Here is a 17,434-nt window from a genome sequence, read left to right as displayed (position 1 = left end):
CCTGTAGTCATTTGTTAATAGTCTCCGCTACCTCTGCCAGAATGGCTTCCAGCTTTTCTCCTTCCTCTGGACGGAAGTACAAAATATTCGGGTTAAATCCATAGAACACGGTCACGTCCAGGTCTGGCAGATATTCTTTGCGCCCAACAAGATCGGATGGCTTGCTCTTGTTATTGAACAGCGATGTCGCCCGGCTGCCGCACGTCAGCACGTAGGTTGGACGAACCAGATTTATCTCTTCCCGCATAAAGTCGATAAACTGGCCGATCTCATCTTTGGTGTAGTCTTTTTCCTTATCCTTTACCTTTTTACACACGCCAGTGACATACAAATCCCCCATACGCAGGTCACCAGAAACCAGCAACTTGGCTTTGAAGTCATCGTAGCCGTTCTCCATGAAGTAGCCGGTACGTGCATCATTGCCATTGGCGTTGTCGAGTATGACCATAATTTTTGGCTTAATGCCGATGCTTGGTCGTATCAACTCATCGCCCAGGCCCATTTCTGCGGCCATGCGAGTCATCAGCACATTGACCTCAGCAGAGCGTTTTGGGTTCATTTCAAATGGGCGTGAAGCTTTCACCGCATCGATCACTAGATTACCCATCAGCTCTGCCTGATCGCGCAGACGTTCCGGATCGGTCGCCGGCATACTGCCAGGTTCAATAGAGGCGAATGCCCCAACCTTTTGCAGAGACTCACGTACTCGGCTGTTACAGGCTCGCTTCTCGACCGCTTCCTCAAATTGCGCCAGCGACTCGAACTTGCCACCAACTTTCTCACGCGCTCGCATAATGGCCTGGCACCCATTTTCAGAACATCCTTTAACCGCAGAGAACGGGGCGTAAAGTACCTGGCTGCCATCTTCGAGCGTGCGGATCTCGATGCGATTCGAGGACATATTAATGTCGGGTGGCAGTACGCGGATGCCATAGGTTAAGGCATCCTTTACCAGTCCCTGGTGCTTGTCCTCGCCAAGAATGGTGAGCGCTGCGGCGAAGAACTCTGCAGGGAAATGCGTTTTCAGCCACATGGATTGATAGCTGATCAACGAATACGCTACTGAGTGAGATTTGTTGAACTGGTACGCACCGTTCTTCTCGAAGGCTTGCCAGATTTCACTGGCTTTTGTTTCAGACAACCCAGGATGTGACCCTGTCACGCTAACAACTGCCATCGGCAGCTTAACGCCGGCATCCAGCGCCTCTTCTACTGTCCTTAACTTGCCATCTTCACATTTAAAATGCTCAGCACGGTGTATGCGCTGCGCCGTGCCATCCTCCATAACGACGTCGATCCACCCAGCCTGAGCCTGAACGATGAATTTCTCGCCCATGCTCTTCATCTTTTCCATATCCTTCTTGCCGATCGCCTTACGCACGCCATCAGCTTCGGCCATGGTAAAGCCAGCCAGCAGTCGCGTAGCGTTCATCGTCTGCTCCTGATAGAGAATGACGCCGTTTGTTTCAGCAGTCAGCTCGTCAAGTACCGGGTGAAGTGATTGCGGTGGCATGAAGCCCTTGGCCACAGCAACATAGTCGTCCAACATGCCTGACTGAATTGGACCTGGTCTGAAAAGCGCAGTTGTGGCCACAACGGTTTTGAAGCTCATTGGCTCGATACCACCACCCAGATCTTTGAGTAGCTTCCTCATGGGGCCGGACTCAAGCTGGAACACACCTTGCGTATACCCCGCGGCGAATCCATCGAGTACTTTGCGATCATCCAGTGGGATGGCATCGAGGTTGATGTCCTTACCGGTGCTCTCTTTGATGTATTGTTTTGCGCAATCCAGCAGATCGAGAGTGGCCAGACCCAGAACGTCCAGTTTGATCAGCCCCATGGCCTCGCAGTATCGTTTATCAAATGCGATGCAACGCGCGTCTCCACGTCGCTCTACAGGGGTGCGTTCCGTCAGAGGTACGCCAGCGACAATCATCCCTGCAGCATGACGGCCGAAGCCACGCATCAGGTTTTGCAACTTGCTCGCCGCCTTAAATGCGTCCGGATGTTTGGTGGCGTATTTGTCTAGGCTGGCCAGTTGCTCACGCAGCTCCGACAGAGACAGACTGTCATCCTCCAGGGTCTTGAGCTCCTTGGAAACCGCCATATCAGCCGCATCAACGCCATAAATACGTGCTGTGTCGCGAAGCGCGGAAGCGGCGCCCAGATAAGTGAAGTTCGGAATGCCTGCAACATACTCTTCGCCATATCGGGCATTCAGATACTCGATCACCTCATGGCGCCGCGACTGGCTAAAGTCCAGATCAGCATCCGGCAAGTCGAGACGTTCAGGGTTAATGAAACGTTCGAACAGCAGGCCATGACGGATAGGGTCAACGTTGGTAATGCCGATGCACCATGCCACCAGAGAGCCGGCGGATGAACCACGACCTGGCCCGACCGGAATACCAGTCTCGCGACTATGATTCATCAGATCGCGAACCATCAGGAAATAACCGCAGAATCCCAGGCGAGTGAGCGTCTCCATTTCATACTTGAGGCGATCGACGTAAACGCGGTGCTCGGAAGCTGGTGGCGTGTAGCCAAATTCTTTGTTGCTGAGACGTTTTCGAAGCCCTGCGACAGCCAGTTTCATCAACGTTGCAGGCTCATCGTCTGCCATTTTTGGCAGCGCCGGCGCCATCTCGTGCCAGCGCCATTCGCACGCCTTAACAATGGAGTCCTGCGTTGTAGAAGCCATGGCGGCAGACACAGATACGCCCATACGGATAGAAAACTCTTTCAGAGCCTGCAGCAGATGACGACGACCATTTATTGCATTGTCGCGCTGGTGGGGGATACGCAGCCGGTGTGGCTGATCGACTTTGATATTGTTCATTACCATGTGGGCGATGTCTTTGATATCAGCGTCATCAACCCCTTCGTAATAAGCTGGGTAAAACGCTACGGGCTCGATTTTCAGTGCGCTTGCCACTTTCATAGCTCGCACGTTGATCTGGTCATAGAATGGCGTAGGGTGCGGATAAACTACGCTGTAGAAATTCTCGCGTCCGCCGGCAGTAATCAGCGCGCTAATAATTTTAGCGAAGTCCGGGCGCTGGAATACGCTGCCGATATCCGAAGTCAGCAACAGTATATTGCCTTTGGCGTAAGTGGCCGCCAGCTGCTCGAGCGCCAGGCGTGGTACGAAGTAAAACTGCTCGCGGGTATTGGCTAAAGTCATTAGTTCGCAAATGTCGCGATAACCTTGCTCGTTTTTAATCAGTGCGGTGAAGCAGTAGTTACGTCCACGTTCCAATGATTCCATACATCTATTAGACTCTTTAGCCAGTTTAGCCCGGTACTCGTATGTTGGATCGTCGACAACATTCAGCTTAACACCACAGATCACCGCCATCTCATCGCCAGCTGCTCGCTGCAGGGGGATAACGCTGGCGATATTCATCGTGTCAGCAGAGATAACCGCGGTATAGCCAGCCTCCTTTGCTACCTTTACTGCGTGCTCTGCTTTCAGTGCTGATTCTCCCAGGGAAAAATCAGTCCTGACCATCAGTGCTTTCATGTGTTTTTACCTTCTGTTTTTTCTTAATTTTGTCGTTGGGGAAGCCGACGAACTTCCCGTATATCGAAATCGCAACTCCTTTGGCTGCCTGGTGGCAGTCAGGCCTGTGAGCGCATGACAAACAGGCCGCGCCAGTTTCAGAAGCTGCGATAAGAGATCCAAAGCAACCTTTACGCACGATTAACCGAAGATTTTCTGAACCACTTCACGCGCCGCTTGCGCAGAGGTGGAGGGGAGTTTATTGATGAATGACTTCTCGATGCCGGCTGCGAAATCACCTCGCATCATTCCGATTTTTGCGGACAGAAGCAGTTCACGCGGGCCGATTGGTTGGCTGATCAGGTGTTGCTCATACCCGTCTCGTACCAGATTGGCGAACTTAACCATTTTTTCGGCGTATTCACGGATGATTCCCGCTTCGACCAGCATGTTCACCTCAGCACCAGGCTTCATGTACTTGACGTGAGATACGATGCCAAAGCGAGAGAAGTTCGCAGCGTTCTGGATGTTCGTTCCTTGATAAAGCCCCGTTTCATCCCCTGAACCATTAGTGTTGCCTGTACCGATGAAGGCGAAGCGCTTATGCGGAGCCACGCGCCGCCAGTCTGGTGTCGCTTCTTTGATTACGAGTGGTTCGCCTTCCAGAACTGGCTGGTAGATCCCCAGAATCTGCGGGAATGCAAAATCGTATTCGTCTGCCAGATAGACCCAACCGTTCTTCATCGCCAGCGACAGAAGCCCAGGTTCAAAGTAGGTTGTGCCTTCTCGCGCCAGAATCTGGCCCGTAATATGGGCTTCCTCAGTTGATGCAGTATGCTGTGAGCGGATAACCGGGCGGTTCAGGAGCGCGCAAAGCTGGGTCGGCAAAGAGGTTTTCCCCGTACCGGCATGACCCCATAGATAACCTGGAATGCCGATCTCCAGCATCATGAAGATGTCTTTAATCAGATCGAAGTCGCCGTATACATAGCCGGCTTTCACTTCTGGCACGAACTCCGGATATGGCGTGTTGATATTGACCGTCACCTGAAGTGGTTTCCCTCGGGGTGTGCCAAGCTCCTTAATAGTCAGGCCAAGCAGCTCGTGCGCGGCGACAAGCTCAGTTTTGTATTCGACTGTCCCTGCATAGCCAGGGTGGGCGCTGATATCCGCGATTTTGCCGTCTGCACTAGCCTTCTCGGAGCGTTTCGTCTTTAACGCTTCAATGGCCTTTGGAGACAGCGTTGGTTCCCCGGGGAATGCTGTGGTGTACATTTTCACTACGTCATCCACACCAAGCCCTTTGGCTTCTTCCGGAATGCCTTCACAACGTCCCATCGAAATGTGGGATTTGAGGTGATGGAAGGATTTTCCGCACCATTTGCAGGTGACGGCATCAGAGTGGGCGTCTTGTGGTAGCGCAGTCGCGGTCATGTGTTTTTCCTTACTTGTTGTCGTTTCTGGGCTCTATTCTATACGAATGTATCAGGCTTTATAGTAACTAGTTACTTATTTTATAGGGCGCAAGATTTACTCTAAAATGATACGAGATAACTCACTGACAACTGACGTACCCAACTCTTCGACCTTATTCACCAGTGCATAGTTTTTGTAATACCGGCGCGGCGCGTCCGTAAGAATGCCAATGGCCAACAGGTTGATGTCACTTGTGTTTTCGATGTCATTCGTTACAGAGCGCAGATGGTTACTAAAGCCATCCCCCGCAGCGCATGGGGCGCCGTCGCTCTGCACAATCATGATCTTCTTGTCTTCCATACGCCCTGCAAACAGAGAAGCCAGCTGTGCGATGCTCTCGCCATCCACGTTGTTTAGCAGGGGGAAAGTCTCCGCCACACAGCCCATACGAGCACGTATCTCTGGGGAGTTCGCTTTCTCATGCCAGTTTTTAATAATCGGCAGCATAAGCGCTTCAAAGCGGCTAAACCCACGTTTCGACATAGTTGCTACATCCGGATTGCCATAAGTAGTGAAGCCGGTAATGACGTTCGGAACGTGGATACGATCTAGGGCGTCAGCCAGTGTGTATGCGGATGCCAGCGCGAGCTCGATTTTTCGGCCGCCCATTGAACCTGACAAATCGATGACCTGTTGAACGCACGCGTTCACGGCCTTGTGGTCTTCTTTTCTCCGGAATACTCGATCGTCATTCATCGACAGTCGGTAAAGACTCGCCCCATGTACGCGTCCACGACGCTGGCCAGGGATGAACTGAACACGGTTACGACTGGCGATCGCGCGCTCCAGGTCTTTGGCCAAGGTAGATGACACCGAGGAAGACAGATGCTTCTCCACCTTCATCTCAAACAGTTTTCTACCCTCTGGAACAATGCGGTAGCGATCTACGGGCGAATACATAGGGATTGCGCCGAAAGCTTTTCTGGCGCGCATAATATGCCCTTCCGCCTCGTCAATTGGCCCCAGGAAGTCGTAGGAGCGATTGTATGGCCGGTAATCAGATAATGATGCGCTGGCCAGCTCCGACTTGATTGCCGACGCCAGCGCATCTTCGGTGGAAGAACCTATCTCTTCATCGACGTTTTCTAATGCCTTGAGAGCATCATCAAGAGACATATCGTCAGCGTGTGGGGCAAAGCCGGCATCGCATTCATCAGAGGTGTCTCGATCCCCTTCATCCTTCTCCTTGCCACCGTCTTTGTCTGCCTTGCCTTCACCTTCACCGTCCTCGACAGCTTCGCTATCATCAGAGGAGCTGCCGGGCCTGTCCTTAGCGCTATCATCCGTGGATGGGTTGTAATCACCTTCATCATCCACTTCTTCCCCTGCATCCGAGCCCAGAGTTGTAGCAGGCTCATCTACTGCCGTTTCTCCGCCGTCAGGCAAGTCATCAACTTTTTCACAGCCGGAATCTCTATCTCCAGCATCACTTTCTGTATCATTTATATCTTCATCTTCATTAGGTATGTGCTTACCTATCGATTCGTCTGGATTTTTATCACCATCATCGTCAGCGCTAAAGTCGTCTGGTGTCCTGTCGGGCTCCTCTTCGTCATGAGCCTCAGTATCGTGTCCAGCAGCTGGCTCGTCTGAACAGTCTTCCTCTGGTTTGGTCTTTTTCTCGTGTTTGCTCTTTTTGGTTGCAGAGGACTCGCGCTCAGGCAACGGGCCTTCTGGGTTCTCCGTCATTTCTCGCAGGATCTTAGCCATGGCTGCAGCAACCTTGACGCAATCCTCAGTGCTATCCATACGACGGACAGCTTCATCGACGCCGAACTCTTTTAGAACGGCAATAGGCTTATCGATGAGGCGCCAGTGCTCCTCCATGAAATCTACAAAGGTTGGTTGGCCATCCCATGCCCGGAGAACAGGACAAAGGAAGAACTTTAGGAACAGCTCTCGCTGATCCCCGCGGCACATCTCAACTGCCTTTTTAATATGGGGATTAAAATATTTGTCAATCATGAGATTACGTGTGGACAGAAGGTTCCGACGGCTGCCGGCGAACACTTCACTCATGCGACGCTCGATGTAGACGTCTTCCAGAGCGTTCCAGAGACCAAATGCCTTAGTGTTGCGCATTTTTTTGACGACTTTTTCGTCTGTGAAAAGGAGATGGCCAACTTCGTGATCAAGGAATCCACGTATCGCATTCATAAGCGCAGGGTTGGCATCATCTGGTATGGATGGGATGTTAACCATGACTGGCTCACCCTTTTTATTGTAGCGAACGTATGCTGTATCTCCGCATTCAGCTACAGGTATGTTCTTTCCCGAAAGAAGACCAACGACGCGTTTTACGGAATCGCGGAAGTCCTGTACCTCTTTGAGTACAGTTTTGCTGGGTTTGGTTGCCATGTGCTTTCCTTATCGAGTAAACAAGTTGTTTTCTGATATAAGAAAATATCACTGCGCGAACAGGGAATGTAGCAATTCGCGCAGGGGATCAATGAGTTATAGGCGGGTTATATATTTTAGTTGATTCGAACCGCGAAAGAGAGGTCGCCAGTATTGATCAGCGTGTAAGAGCCATTTTCCAGAGAGAACCGGAAAACCGTCGCATCACGCGCTCTGACATTTACCTGGCGATTGGGTAACTCAGATAGTACTTCAGCAGCCTCCAGGTGTGTCAGCGCGAAAACATTGCCTACATTCAGAGCAAGTAAATTAGATGACAATTTTTCCATTAATAGCATCCTAATCAACAGGTTTCATTTGGAGGAGATGGTACTACCTATTGATATAAAAGTTAATAAAAATGTATCGTAATGTCTTAAACAAAAATAATCAAAAAAATCAACAGAAGTACCGGGTTATATTCGTTTATGCCTTGTTTTGTGTAATTTATGGACAATAAGTGCCTGCAAATAGCCGCCGGTAAGACTTTACAATATTGGCCGTTGCTGTAATATCGGTAAGTACTTACCATACAATAAGATCACACGAGGATAGTAACTACAATGACAATGGCCGATGAGAAGACCGCTCGTTACGTCGCCTACATCGATTCTTTAATCACTGTCTCGCCAAAAAGTCAGTCGGCGATCTCCCGTGAGATGGGTTACAAGAATCCGAACAACTTATCCCTGATTAAATCGGGAAAAATCCCGCTGCCGGTCGATAAAGTTCGTCCACTGGCTGAGGCGCTTAATGCAGATCCAGTGCGGCTCATGATGATGGTGCTTGAAGCTCGCCAGCCAGAACTCGCAGAATTTTTACGAGATGAAGGCATTGCGCCACTAACCCCCGAAGAACGTCAGGTTCTCGAGGCTTTTAGAAACCGCTTTCCAAGCCAGACAGATGGTGTTGAGCAGGTTGTCGAAGCAATTAAAAAGCTATGAGAAGTTTACTCTGATCAGCTCGGTGGATAGGCGATCTCCCTTCATTTTGTGGTCAATTTCTTCTAAATCCGGTTGCTCAACAATCGACGAGATGTACGATGAGAAGCTCTCAAGGGCTTCTCGCATCTGATCCATGTAGTCATATCGGTCGTAAACGCGGTCGATACCTTCCAGACTATGATTCATGATCTTACGTGATACTTCCTGCGAAATTTTAAGGGCCGGGAAGTAGCTGCGCGCCGTTCTACGCAGATCACGTGGGGTAAACGACTCAACTTCCACCAGCTCCGGCCGCTCCAGAATCCGTCTCAATGCCTGGGCTATTGCCACCTTTGACATAGGTGCATCAGCTTTCTTTTTGTTCGACGGGACGAGCCACTGGCTGCCGGCACCATAATCGATCAATTCTTCCACGCATTTCCGCATCAGTGAGCTCATCGGAAGAGTGTGCGGCCGGGCCGATTTGTTGCGAGACCCTTGATTCCATACATTTAGTTTAAGGTCGAACTCGCTTACTCTGGCCCGCAGCACTTCATCGGGACGTCTGGCAGCAACGAGGCAAAGCCTTGCCGCCCATTTCGTGCCCGGGCATACGTCGAAATAGTCCCAGACATTCCAGAATACCCAAACCTCAGCATCCGTCAGGCATCGTTCCCGCGGAGTCGTCTTCGCGCCGCCGGCAACTTTGTTCAGCGAAATATCATTCAGGGGCGACGTTTCGATAATCCCCTGGAAGGCACACCAGCCCAGGAATTGCTTCATGATGGAAAAAACACGGCGACCCATCACGATCTTCCCTTCAAGGATAAGCGGGTTCACCAGCTGATTGACCATCATTCTATTAAGCTTACTTACTTTTTCCTGAGCGATGTGCGGGAGTACGTGTATCAAAACACAATGGACAGCTATCTCGGGCCGGCGGCGAGTTATCAATAATGATAAGCGAGTGAATAACATAAATGCGTCGGCGAAAGTCAGATCGGCACCCTGCATCGAGACCGACCTGGCATCCATCTGCGATGCCCGATCCAGATAGGTGATAGCTTCCTGTGACGTGTTTTCCGCTGCGCGTGCTCTGTCAAACGTGTTTTTCATAGTCCGGCCACTGTATGACGCTTTTTATACTGTGTTTATATACAGTATATTAGGCATTGTTTTTATTGAGATCAACCTAAAATACCCTCTTTTGTCTAATGATTCCATACCTACCAAGTATGGAATCATAAAAGGGCTTTTTAACGAAAAAAATCGCTCAAACTGACACTGACTACCGTTCAGGAGACAAGTGAAGAAAGGCTCATCTGGGGGAGCCTTTCTTCTGTTAAGAAGCCGGCCTCAGTTAGTTATGAGTAACCAAACACTCTACGGTGTATTTTTCACCGTTTTCACTGGGTCGATACATGACGGGGATTTGATCGGTTCTGCAAGCTAAGTATATATATAACTCCGTATCATCAGTTTGAGTGCCGCCTGCTGAAACAGAACCCCCTGGGGGGACTTCTAATGTTGCCCTAGTATAATTTATGCCAACTCGTGACGCCCCTGATTTCTGGGCTTGGCACTTGAGATATTTATGTTCTTCAATAGGTTGTTTAATACAATAAGAGACTATAACCGGGAATGTACATTTATTGACGAAAAATAGATAACCGTTTTCATTGTAATTGGCTACGCATTGTTTATTAACGCCATCCACCCATTGTCTTTCTTTTTTATTTTTCTTAGTATGTAGTTGTGTGGTGGATGCAATTTCTCCCTCTCCAGAAGCTCCTTGCTTATCGGCATGAATGGAGCTTTTTAATGGCCATTTTACAATTTGGATCGGGTCACCGGTATTCTTTAGTTGCATTATCCAGTCACCATATTCGGATGCATTCATACATCCTGCTTCATTCGCGTGCATTCCTTTCATAGAACTTCTCAGATAGGATCGCCACTTGTCTCTTAACACACCACTTTCAGCATAAAACCCTGTAGCGGGGTCATTTGACTCAAACAGGGGAGTTATAAGGGATACCCTCGCGCGGCTACCATCCTCTATGAACATCAAAGAAGAACAAAAGACTTTATTAGCAAAGGCGCCGTGAGACAAAAATAAAATACTAATACAAAGCAATTTGATAAAATAAGCTATAAATCTTAGTTTGCTTTCTATTTTTACATTTAACCACTTGATAGACGACATTGTTAACTGACTCATACGAGCAGCCTCGCATTAAATTATCGAGTAGGTGTAGGCGTTTTACGCCTGAAATTAGTATAGTGCTTCCGCTTGGTTTAAATGCAAGAGTCGATATAACTTTGTAGTATCACTGTTATGAGTTTTATGTTTATTTTGAGATAAATAGGGGCACGGTATGTTGCTCAACCACACGCGTCTTAATAGGCAGTGGATGGTCAATAATGCTAATTATTACTAGCTTAAAAATAAGTTCCCTTACAATCCGTCTTAGTCATTTACGAGGAGTGAAAACGTTCTGCAACTTCCGCAAAATAGCTCAGAAGCTGATTATTGTTTGCCGGCATTTTCTCGTGGGCCGGGGTTACAACTCCCATAAGCAGGTAACGACCTGAATCCCACATATGCTCGGTATAAACTAGATAATGGTTTGAGGTACGATGAAAGTTTGCCTGGCGTTCCGTCCAAGTGCGTTCGTAACGCAAATTCAAGTGGATATGATGAACGTTTGCGTCGGATGCAAACGTGGGGAAGTCGAAGGGGGCGTCTCGCCCAAGAAGGTCCGAGGGCGAGACGGTTTGCTTGTAAGTGATAAATTCTTTTACTAACTGATCTCGAAGCTCAGGGAATTCGTTAAATGTAGGTTCGAAAAACTCTGCCCACGTTTCACTACTATATTCCGCTGTTACAGCCATTTAGCCGCTGCCTCTTCTCCAGTTCTCGCCAGATGAACCATCGCAGCGGTGTTTATTCCTGACTCACGAACATCTGTTTCTCGAGTCAGCTGATCGATGAGGCTGAGATAATTTTTTGCCTCATTATCCATTTGTTTAACTGCTCTGAACAGCATAAATTCAGGCGAGTTTTTTGCATAGCCCTGAATCACATGCTTTTCTGGGAGCATCATGGTTAACGAACCAGTTAAAGCGGCCATCTGAACGGCGTCGTTCTTCGTGGCTTCAGAAACAGCAATGGCATCTTCCAGATTTTCACTGGCAAAGTTTGAAAGCTGCATTCGGACGTCACGGACTTGTCTGATGATGTCGTTAAGCGCGATTGTAACTTCCAAAACATCTTTGTGATTAAAGCTGGCACCCATCTGAGTGACCTTTTCAACAATCAACGGCTTGCACTCGGCCGCTTTGGCCTGTGGCTGTAGGCTGGATAACACCATCACGACAGCGGCATGTAGGTACTGAATGTTGAATTTCATAATTTACTCCAAATCCCCCGCGTACACTTTGGGGGTGCAGCATTTTACTACTTAGACTCACTATAAGCTAATAGATTTACTCTTACCACCTATCAAAACAAAACCTAGCTTCAGTTTTGATGCTGCAATTTTTATGATCGCTATGCAGGTGCTCTACCGGAAAGAAGGGGCCAACTGGCCCCCTTACGTTTGTTACTGAACGGAGGCGAAGGCCACCAGCTCTGTGTATCCGCCAATAGGTTCGCCGTCGACGAAGATCTGAGGCACGGTTCTTACTGGCTTTCCGACTAACTCGCCCAGGGTGGCTGCATCGATACCAGTCGCGACGATATCAATATACTCATAGTCACCATGACCCTGAGTTTTCAGCTGCTTAGCAAGCTCTACTGCGCGCTTGCAGTAGGAGCAGTCATCCTTTCCATAAATTTCGATTTTCATGTCTTTCCTTAGCAAGTTAAAGATGTGATTTTCTGGCAGCTAGTAGAGATGTTTTCTTCCATCTTGTGCATTGCCATGCCGATGCTCGATACATGTGCTGGCGGCGCCATTTCCTCGAACACGCTCTGCAGGTGATTTTTGATGCTAACCCACTGGGCTTCTGTCGGCCGCTCGTCGCCCAACTCAGCGAACCCCTGCAGCCAATAAATAAATTGCTTTGGTGTCATATATGCCTCAAAAGTCTTTGTTACAGATAGGCTTGAAGAGCCACTTTACACAGCTCTGAGCGCACGCAGTCTTCGGCCGTGAACTCAATGAGTCCTATCTGGCGAGATGGCTGGAACCGCTGCAGGACGTCCTCAAGACCAGATTTAACATTACCAGGCAGGTCGCATTGGGTTACATCACCGTTAACGATGACCGTTACGTTCTCACCCATCCGGGTCAGGAACATCTTCATTTGTGACGCCGTCACGTTCTGGGCCTCATCGAGGATCACCACAGCGTTTTCGAACGTGCGACCGCGCATGTATGCGAAGGGGGCGATCTCGACTTTAGCCACCTCTGGCTTTAGGCAGTATTCGAGAAATGAAGCACCAAGGCGCTTCTGGAGCACATCGTAGACGGGACGAAAGAATGGAGCGAACTTCTCGGCCATATCGCCAGGCAGGAAGCCCAAATCCTCCTCTGCCTGCAGTACGGGGCGCGTAACGATAATTCGCTCTACTTCCTTATCGAGTAATCGCTGTGCGGCGACGGCCGTCGCCAGGAAGGTTTTGCCGCAGCCGGCTTCGCCAGTGGCGAACGTCAGTGCTTTGCTATCAAGGGAGATAAGATAGTGGGCCTGGGCCTCATTGCGTGCCTCTATGGGGGAAGTGTCACGCTTCGGTTTTGGGGGCAGAGCAGGGGCGGCGGAGGCCAGCTCGTCTACGATAATAGTGTCGATCTCGTAGCCGAGGATACGCGATTTTGACTTAAGTGCCTGGCGAGCTTGGCGTCGCGCCTGTTTACGTTTGTTTCCCATATTGAGTCCTTTCAAGTGAGTAACCAGAAGAACTATACCTAAAAGAAAAAGCAAAAGTAAGTAAGTGGGTACCTATTATTTCGTTTTGAAGCCCAAACACTCTATTTGGTGAAGTGCAATTAGGTGAGAAACTCCAGTGATATCAGAGTATCGAGGGGCAACTTGGAAAACAAAAATCTACTTTAGCTAAGTTACTAGATTTAAAGGTGAAATCTTCAATAGAGTTTAAACCGTATAACGTACAGCCTGTAGCCACTGGCCTCATGCTTGGCCCAAAAATGGTAGAGAGTGCTCTAGAAGAAACAAAGTGTAAATTAAATAATTTAGTTGTGAAACTTTCCTGGTTCGTGACTATAGTAAATAGTAAAGCTTTATTCTGCTGCTCTCGATGGTATTAGCTATGAGTAATAATACTAAAGTCTGCTTATTAACCTCTTTTTTAACGTTGTCCGCGTTGAATAGTTATGCCTTTGATGTCGACTTGGGCCCACTAGGCCACGCGTGTGATACATGCGGTGGAGGTGTCTTGGGCGGCTTGCCGATAGTAGGCCCAACTCTTAATGAAATCGTTTCACAAGCGGGGGCACCAGGGCTGGAGCAATGGATTATCCAGTCCAGAAATACGGCCATAAACGGAGCTTCACCTATACCTCCTTACATTCGTCAGATGCTTACAGGCTATGCAAGCGAAGATTCAATGAATAAAGTTAGATATAAGGTCGAGGATGGTGGTTTTATAAATCTGGCTCGTGTTATTGAGCAATCTGGTTCAGCAAAAGCAGTTACTCTTATTGATGTCATAGTATTCCGCGACAATGCCGGTGCCAATGATCCTGCTCTTTGGGCTCACGAACTTCATCATGTAGATCAGTATACAAGTTGGGGAACCCGTGACTTTGCTATTTCATATATACGCGATCACGGAGAAGTAGAGCGTCCCGCTTACGCTAAAGGTGATGGTTATGCCGCTTGGAGACAAACTAGAGGTTTCCCACCACCGGTAATCAATATGCCACCTCCTGTTATTAATATGCCACCTCCGCCACCTCCTGGATTGGGCATGGCACCACAACCAGTTGTTCAAATGCAAGCTCCACCTGTAGGTGCTTTTTGTCAGACGCAGATAGGTGTGTTTGGCCCTGGACCTGTAAATGTTGTCGGAGCTCCATGTTATGTTCAGCTTCCACAGGGTTTAATACCGGGATTTGTCATCAGATAATAAATTAACGAGTTTAATTTTAATACATGATACCAAGAAGTAATGGGACAGTTTCATTATATTAAATCCTCATAATTCCTTACAAATATATTGCTAGGATTAATTCCATAGTCACTCAGGTTTCCCGCCTTTTTTTCTCCTGGATACTTGGCAAGAACCCAAGTGGCATTTTTTGAAATAGACTGCGAGATTTTAGTGAAATAGGGACCATCTACACTAGCCAGCGAATGACCTAGAACCAGAACCTCATCAACCTCTGAATAACGGAGAAAGTTCTCTTTGTGAAAATCGATAATAACATCGGTTGGCTTATATGAGTTTTTAAAGTAATTGTCTATATGATCATAGGCATCACTAACCCGAATATCTTGATCTGGCCCGTAATCAGTATTAAGAGAGTTTTCGTAGAACACATCGTGTCCAATAACTAAATTTTGTCCTATTTTTGCATTGCCGTGGATATGCAGAATGTTTTCATCTGGAACACCATAAATATCCTGCAATGTGTTTGTATAGTTGAAGGTGAAAAAGTAACTGTCTCTGTTGATACTTGGAATATACGAAGGCGGTGTTAAAGCACGAGAAAGATCGATAGCGTTGATCCAATCCCTTAAGGCCAAAGGGAGTTCTTTTATCAATCGTTGGGTTATTTGTTCAATTTCATACGGAAAATCATGGTTCGCACTATCCCTCCATTCATCATCTCCGGGTGACATTAGAAAGCCGCTATTTTCTTCAAATGCACCATCGTAGTCGAAATTACCCAATGCACTTTCAAGATCATTCCATTCATCCTCTGTTGGGACAAAGTTGGAAATAGAATTATACAACTTTTGATTATGGCGTTTTACATACGCTTCAAAACAACAAAAGCGCGTTGGAAGCCCGTGCCTGATATCAAATCCATTACCTATCACATACAACCGCATAACGCTTTCTCTTAGTAATTTTTAATATCATTCTACGCCATAGTGACGTCAGCAAAAAGGGGCCGAAGCCCCTTTGGATTTTGCGCTGAAAAAAGTGTTGCTAAGATGCTAGAAGCTATGGTTAAAGAACGTCTGCCGTAATGTCTATCACAGCGTTGAGCGGTCTGGCCATAGTGACAGGCGGAGTCTTTTCGATAAGAAATCAAACCAAACCGCTCAACGCTGTGTTGGCGGAGGATAATGGAATCGAACCATCATCGCTTTCGCAATGGGACGGTTTTCAAGACCGCTTGGGCGCCATGCCCTCTATCCTCCGTTCGTTGTGACGCCAGATGCTTATCTTCTGGTTGCTTCAACGAGCTGCAATTCATCACAACGGTAAGGGCATTCAGGGAATCAGATCCGTCGCGAACAGCCAAAGAGCGCGCCTTCCTTGCTGTCGTCCAAATACCCTTACCGTTGTGGCGATGGTGGGTGGATTCGAACCACCGACCAGTTGATTAACAGTCAACCGCTCTACCACTGAGCTACACCATCTAAGGTTTACACCGTCAGCCTCTGTCGATTCACGGACTTGTGGGGCTGTATCGCCGATTCACCGGTGTCGTTCGCAGCAGTCCTACCGTTTCCTTCCACTTGTGCTTTACGTGTTCACCAAACGCTTACAAGCCAAGATCTTCAAATACTCTCCGAGGGTTGAGGAGAGTTTTCATTCAGATCTAATTAGATGTATGGAATCATTTAATCGTTGTGGCCACGGGGCAGTGACAACAATGGCTATAACCAGAAGGATAATGAATCCGTGACCACAACGTTGAGACCACTGAACGGATTAATGTACTTGGCCCTACATGTCTGCCGGTTCTGCCTCTGTGATGCAAAAACCAGTGGTCTCAACGTTGCGTGCTGGCTCACCTAACCAGCCGGGTTACGTCGCCATTTTTAACCCAAAACTAAACGACATAAGTAACAGAAATGACGTAACAGGATAGACGGTCGGGCCTTTGGGAGCCGGGATGTGTTGGACATAATACCCAACCGCCCATTCTGTTACCTCATCGGTAAGGGCACTGGTTAACCAGATGCCCTACCTGCGTTTTGCAATCACACTCGCTTAGTGTGTCCCATTTCGGTGACGAGGCTGGAAACTGACCTCGCTGGTGTTTGGCTTTTTAGGCTACTGCCAGATACTGATTGTCGTTTGCAGTTATCTTTAAACGTTCAAACAGTCGCGTCTCAACGAAAACAAGCCAATCATAGTTGTATCAAAATAATAAGTAAATACTTACCTATTATTTCATGCATTCGTTTGCTCCTTTTTTGATCAGCTTTGGCTTATCATCCTGCGTCCGTTGGATTGTGGCCGTGAATCTTTTTGCCTTTATGCAAAGGACTTCATCTTCCTTCAGCTCGCCGTACCGCTGTTCAAGCAGAGAACCAAGGCACCAAAGCGTGTCATCGATACGCTTGCGACTGGCGAATCTTAAGAGCAGTAGCTTTACAAGAGACTGGCCAACCGTGAAAGCTACTGCGACACCAGAGGCCACGAAGTACAAGCCTATCCACCAGTCTAAGGAGGTTAGATTACTCATTTTGATACCCCTGTCTCGTGAACGACGCGATATACCCGCTTACCGATACGTAGTGTTTTGGTCTTCAGTTCCTGCTTGATCAAGTCATGACAGATGATGAAGCCAAGGGCGACGCCTCCAGAAAAAGACAATACGATGTATGGAATCATGAGAATTCTCCTGCTTCAATTAGTTGCTCCAGCAGCTCTCGCCCCTTATTCGTCAGCTGGTAGTTCTCCACCTTTCCTTCCGGTTCGACATTGGCCACCAGGTTCATATGTTCGAGTTTGGCTCGCGTCTTGGGTTTCCAGTTAGCGTAGAAACATGACCATTGGCTGATTTCACGCAGGGTTTCCTTCTCTCGCTTACTCAGGACGATCATCGCCAGTCTCCTTTAGCGTGTTAGTAATGTCGATGATGCGGTATACGCGGCCACGTCTTTCCATCAGCCCGCGCTTCACGTAATCGTTGATGCAGCTGAGCGTCACCAGAGTTCCGATGACGAAGCCCACACCCAAAAAAAGAATCATCCAACCAAG

Annotated in this window: 18 protein-coding genes and 2 tRNA genes; 2 read left to right on the top strand and 18 right to left on the bottom strand. The window is 48.3% G+C overall.

Annotated elements, in window-relative coordinates:
* Positions 1 to 7 precede the first annotated feature (7 nt).
* The 4 genes from dnaE to CWM53_RS09130 all read right to left on the bottom strand — a co-directional run bounded on the left by dnaE (position 8) and on the right by CWM53_RS09130 (position 7,668).
* Positions 8 to 3,526 carry a DNA polymerase III subunit alpha gene (dnaE, locus tag CWM53_RS09150; RefSeq protein WP_100730434.1) on the bottom strand — a complete coding sequence of 1,173 codons (3,519 nt, stop codon included), beginning with the start codon at positions 3,524 to 3,526 and terminating at the stop codon, positions 8 to 10.
* 180 nt (positions 3,527 to 3,706) lie between these two features.
* The gene (locus CWM53_RS09140; protein WP_032440519.1) at positions 3,707 to 4,939 is read right to left on the bottom strand and encodes an AAA family ATPase; all 1,233 of its coding nucleotides are present in this window, start codon (positions 4,937 to 4,939) and stop codon (positions 3,707 to 3,709) included.
* Positions 4,940 to 5,035: 96 nt separating this feature from the next.
* Positions 5,036 to 7,339, bottom strand: coding sequence for a cobaltochelatase CobT-related protein (locus CWM53_RS09135; RefSeq protein WP_100730435.1), 2,304 nt, complete (start codon positions 7,337 to 7,339; stop codon positions 5,036 to 5,038).
* A gap of 116 nt (positions 7,340 to 7,455) precedes the next feature.
* Positions 7,456 to 7,668, bottom strand: a complete 213-nt coding sequence (locus tag CWM53_RS09130; RefSeq protein ID WP_046882092.1) for a hypothetical protein — start codon at positions 7,666 to 7,668, stop codon at positions 7,456 to 7,458.
* A 273-nt stretch (positions 7,669 to 7,941) separates the two neighbouring features.
* Between CWM53_RS09130 and CWM53_RS09125 the strand changes: the two genes are divergently transcribed.
* A complete protein-coding gene (locus tag CWM53_RS09125) occupies positions 7,942 to 8,322 on the top strand; it encodes a transcriptional regulator (RefSeq protein ID WP_046882039.1) in 381 nt (126 codons plus the stop codon).
* Here CWM53_RS09125 and CWM53_RS09120 read toward each other — a convergent pair.
* From CWM53_RS09120 to phoH, 7 genes are all read right to left on the bottom strand, one after another.
* A complete protein-coding gene (locus tag CWM53_RS09120) occupies positions 8,317 to 9,417 on the bottom strand; it encodes a tyrosine-type recombinase/integrase (RefSeq protein ID WP_046882040.1) in 1,101 nt (366 codons plus the stop codon). The genes CWM53_RS09125 and CWM53_RS09120 overlap by 6 nt on opposite strands.
* 244 nt (positions 9,418 to 9,661) lie before the next feature.
* On the bottom strand, positions 9,662 to 10,522 hold the full coding sequence (locus CWM53_RS30450) for a hypothetical protein (protein WP_133123804.1): 861 nt from the start codon (positions 10,520 to 10,522) through the stop codon (positions 9,662 to 9,664).
* Positions 10,523 to 10,779: 257 nt separating this feature from the next.
* Positions 10,780 to 11,196 (bottom strand): type II toxin-antitoxin system YafO family toxin, encoded by a 417-nt coding sequence (locus tag CWM53_RS09115; protein WP_100730436.1) that lies wholly within the window; start codon positions 11,194 to 11,196, stop codon positions 10,780 to 10,782.
* Positions 11,187 to 11,714, bottom strand: a complete 528-nt coding sequence (locus CWM53_RS09110) for a hypothetical protein (protein WP_100730437.1) — start codon at positions 11,712 to 11,714, stop codon at positions 11,187 to 11,189. The genes CWM53_RS09115 and CWM53_RS09110 overlap by 10 nt, the downstream gene beginning before the upstream one ends.
* A 192-nt stretch (positions 11,715 to 11,906) precedes the next feature.
* A complete protein-coding gene (locus CWM53_RS09105; RefSeq protein WP_040177222.1) occupies positions 11,907 to 12,152 on the bottom strand; it encodes a GrxA family glutaredoxin in 246 nt (81 codons plus the stop codon).
* Between the two features lie 8 nt (positions 12,153 to 12,160).
* Complete coding sequence (locus CWM53_RS09100) at positions 12,161 to 12,379, bottom strand: hypothetical protein (RefSeq protein WP_100730438.1); 219 nt, start codon at positions 12,377 to 12,379, stop codon at positions 12,161 to 12,163.
* Between the two features lie 20 nt (positions 12,380 to 12,399).
* Positions 12,400 to 13,176 (bottom strand): phosphate starvation-inducible protein PhoH, encoded by a 777-nt coding sequence (gene phoH / locus CWM53_RS09095; protein WP_206053098.1) that lies wholly within the window; start codon positions 13,174 to 13,176, stop codon positions 12,400 to 12,402.
* Positions 13,177 to 13,576: 400 nt separating this feature from the next.
* Between phoH and CWM53_RS09090 the strand changes: the two genes are divergently transcribed.
* Complete coding sequence (locus tag CWM53_RS09090; protein WP_100730440.1) at positions 13,577 to 14,395, top strand: DUF4157 domain-containing protein; 819 nt, start codon at positions 13,577 to 13,579, stop codon at positions 14,393 to 14,395.
* Between the two features lie 56 nt (positions 14,396 to 14,451).
* Here the strand turns inward: CWM53_RS09090 and CWM53_RS09085 are convergent, their stop codons facing one another.
* From CWM53_RS09085 to CWM53_RS30445, 7 genes are all read right to left on the bottom strand, one after another.
* Positions 14,452 to 15,324, bottom strand: coding sequence for a bacteriophage abortive infection AbiH family protein (locus tag CWM53_RS09085; RefSeq protein ID WP_100730441.1), 873 nt, complete (start codon positions 15,322 to 15,324; stop codon positions 14,452 to 14,454).
* A 228-nt stretch (positions 15,325 to 15,552) separates the two neighbouring features.
* Positions 15,553 to 15,639, bottom strand: a tRNA-Ser gene (locus CWM53_RS30925).
* A 147-nt stretch (positions 15,640 to 15,786) separates the two neighbouring features.
* Positions 15,787 to 15,861 (bottom strand) — tRNA-Asn (locus CWM53_RS09080).
* Positions 15,862 to 16,616: 755 nt separating this feature from the next.
* Positions 16,617 to 16,916, bottom strand: a complete 300-nt coding sequence (locus CWM53_RS09075; RefSeq protein WP_100730442.1) for a C-type natriuretic protein — start codon at positions 16,914 to 16,916, stop codon at positions 16,617 to 16,619.
* Positions 16,913 to 17,065, bottom strand: coding sequence for a hypothetical protein (locus CWM53_RS09070; RefSeq protein WP_023279478.1), 153 nt, complete (start codon positions 17,063 to 17,065; stop codon positions 16,913 to 16,915). The genes CWM53_RS09075 and CWM53_RS09070 overlap by 4 nt, the downstream gene beginning before the upstream one ends.
* Positions 17,062 to 17,277: a hypothetical protein gene (locus tag CWM53_RS09065; RefSeq protein ID WP_100730443.1), complete on the bottom strand. Its 216-nt coding sequence runs from the start codon at positions 17,275 to 17,277 to the stop codon at positions 17,062 to 17,064. Before CWM53_RS09065 ends, CWM53_RS09070 begins: the two co-directional genes overlap by 4 nt.
* A complete protein-coding gene (locus CWM53_RS30445) occupies positions 17,261 to 17,425 on the bottom strand; it encodes a hypothetical protein (protein WP_165785057.1) in 165 nt (54 codons plus the stop codon). The genes CWM53_RS09065 and CWM53_RS30445 overlap by 17 nt, the downstream gene beginning before the upstream one ends.
* Positions 17,426 to 17,434 lie beyond the last annotated feature (9 nt).

Source organism: Klebsiella sp. A-Nf5 (assembly GCF_002810545.1).
Classification (GTDB): Bacteria; Pseudomonadota; Gammaproteobacteria; order Enterobacterales; family Enterobacteriaceae; genus Klebsiella; species Klebsiella variicola.
Note: the sequence above shows the minus strand (reverse complement) of the source record. Positions and strands in the feature narration are given on the sequence as shown.

Coding starts and splice junctions, on each gene's coding strand:
- CWM53_RS09105 (WP_040177222.1), bottom strand. CDS start 12,152: ATGAAAATCGAAATTTATGGAAAGGATGACTGCTCCTACTGCAAGCGC.
- CWM53_RS30450 (WP_133123804.1), bottom strand. CDS start 10,522: ATGAGTCAGTTAACAATGTCGTCTATCAAGTGGTTAAATGTAAAAATA.
- CWM53_RS09115 (WP_100730436.1), bottom strand. CDS start 11,196: ATGGCTGTAACAGCGGAATATAGTAGTGAAACGTGGGCAGAGTTTTTC.
- CWM53_RS09135 (WP_100730435.1), bottom strand. CDS start 7,339: ATGGCAACCAAACCCAGCAAAACTGTACTCAAAGAGGTACAGGACTTC.
- CWM53_RS09085 (WP_100730441.1), bottom strand. CDS start 15,324: ATGCGGTTGTATGTGATAGGTAATGGATTTGATATCAGGCACGGGCTT.
- CWM53_RS09110 (WP_100730437.1), bottom strand. CDS start 11,714: ATGAAATTCAACATTCAGTACCTACATGCCGCTGTCGTGATGGTGTTA.
- CWM53_RS09130 (WP_046882092.1), bottom strand. CDS start 7,668: ATGGAAAAATTGTCATCTAATTTACTTGCTCTGAATGTAGGCAATGTT.
- phoH (WP_206053098.1), bottom strand. CDS start 13,176: ATGGGAAACAAACGTAAACAGGCGCGACGCCAAGCTCGCCAGGCACTT.
- CWM53_RS09070 (WP_023279478.1), bottom strand. CDS start 17,065: ATGATTCCATACATCGTATTGTCTTTTTCTGGAGGCGTCGCCCTTGGC.
- CWM53_RS09140 (WP_032440519.1), bottom strand. CDS start 4,939: ATGACCGCGACTGCGCTACCACAAGACGCCCACTCTGATGCCGTCACC.
- CWM53_RS09065 (WP_100730443.1), bottom strand. CDS start 17,277: ATGATCGTCCTGAGTAAGCGAGAGAAGGAAACCCTGCGTGAAATCAGC.
- CWM53_RS09120 (WP_046882040.1), bottom strand. CDS start 9,417: ATGAAAAACACGTTTGACAGAGCACGCGCAGCGGAAAACACGTCACAG.
- CWM53_RS09100 (WP_100730438.1), bottom strand. CDS start 12,379: ATGACACCAAAGCAATTTATTTATTGGCTGCAGGGGTTCGCTGAGTTG.
- CWM53_RS09125 (WP_046882039.1), top strand. CDS start 7,942: ATGACAATGGCCGATGAGAAGACCGCTCGTTACGTCGCCTACATCGAT.
- dnaE (WP_100730434.1), bottom strand. CDS start 3,526: ATGAAAGCACTGATGGTCAGGACTGATTTTTCCCTGGGAGAATCAGCA.
- CWM53_RS30445 (WP_165785057.1), bottom strand. CDS start 17,425: ATGATTCTTTTTTTGGGTGTGGGCTTCGTCATCGGAACTCTGGTGACG.
- CWM53_RS09090 (WP_100730440.1), top strand. CDS start 13,577: ATGAGTAATAATACTAAAGTCTGCTTATTAACCTCTTTTTTAACGTTG.
- CWM53_RS09075 (WP_100730442.1), bottom strand. CDS start 16,916: ATGAGTAATCTAACCTCCTTAGACTGGTGGATAGGCTTGTACTTCGTG.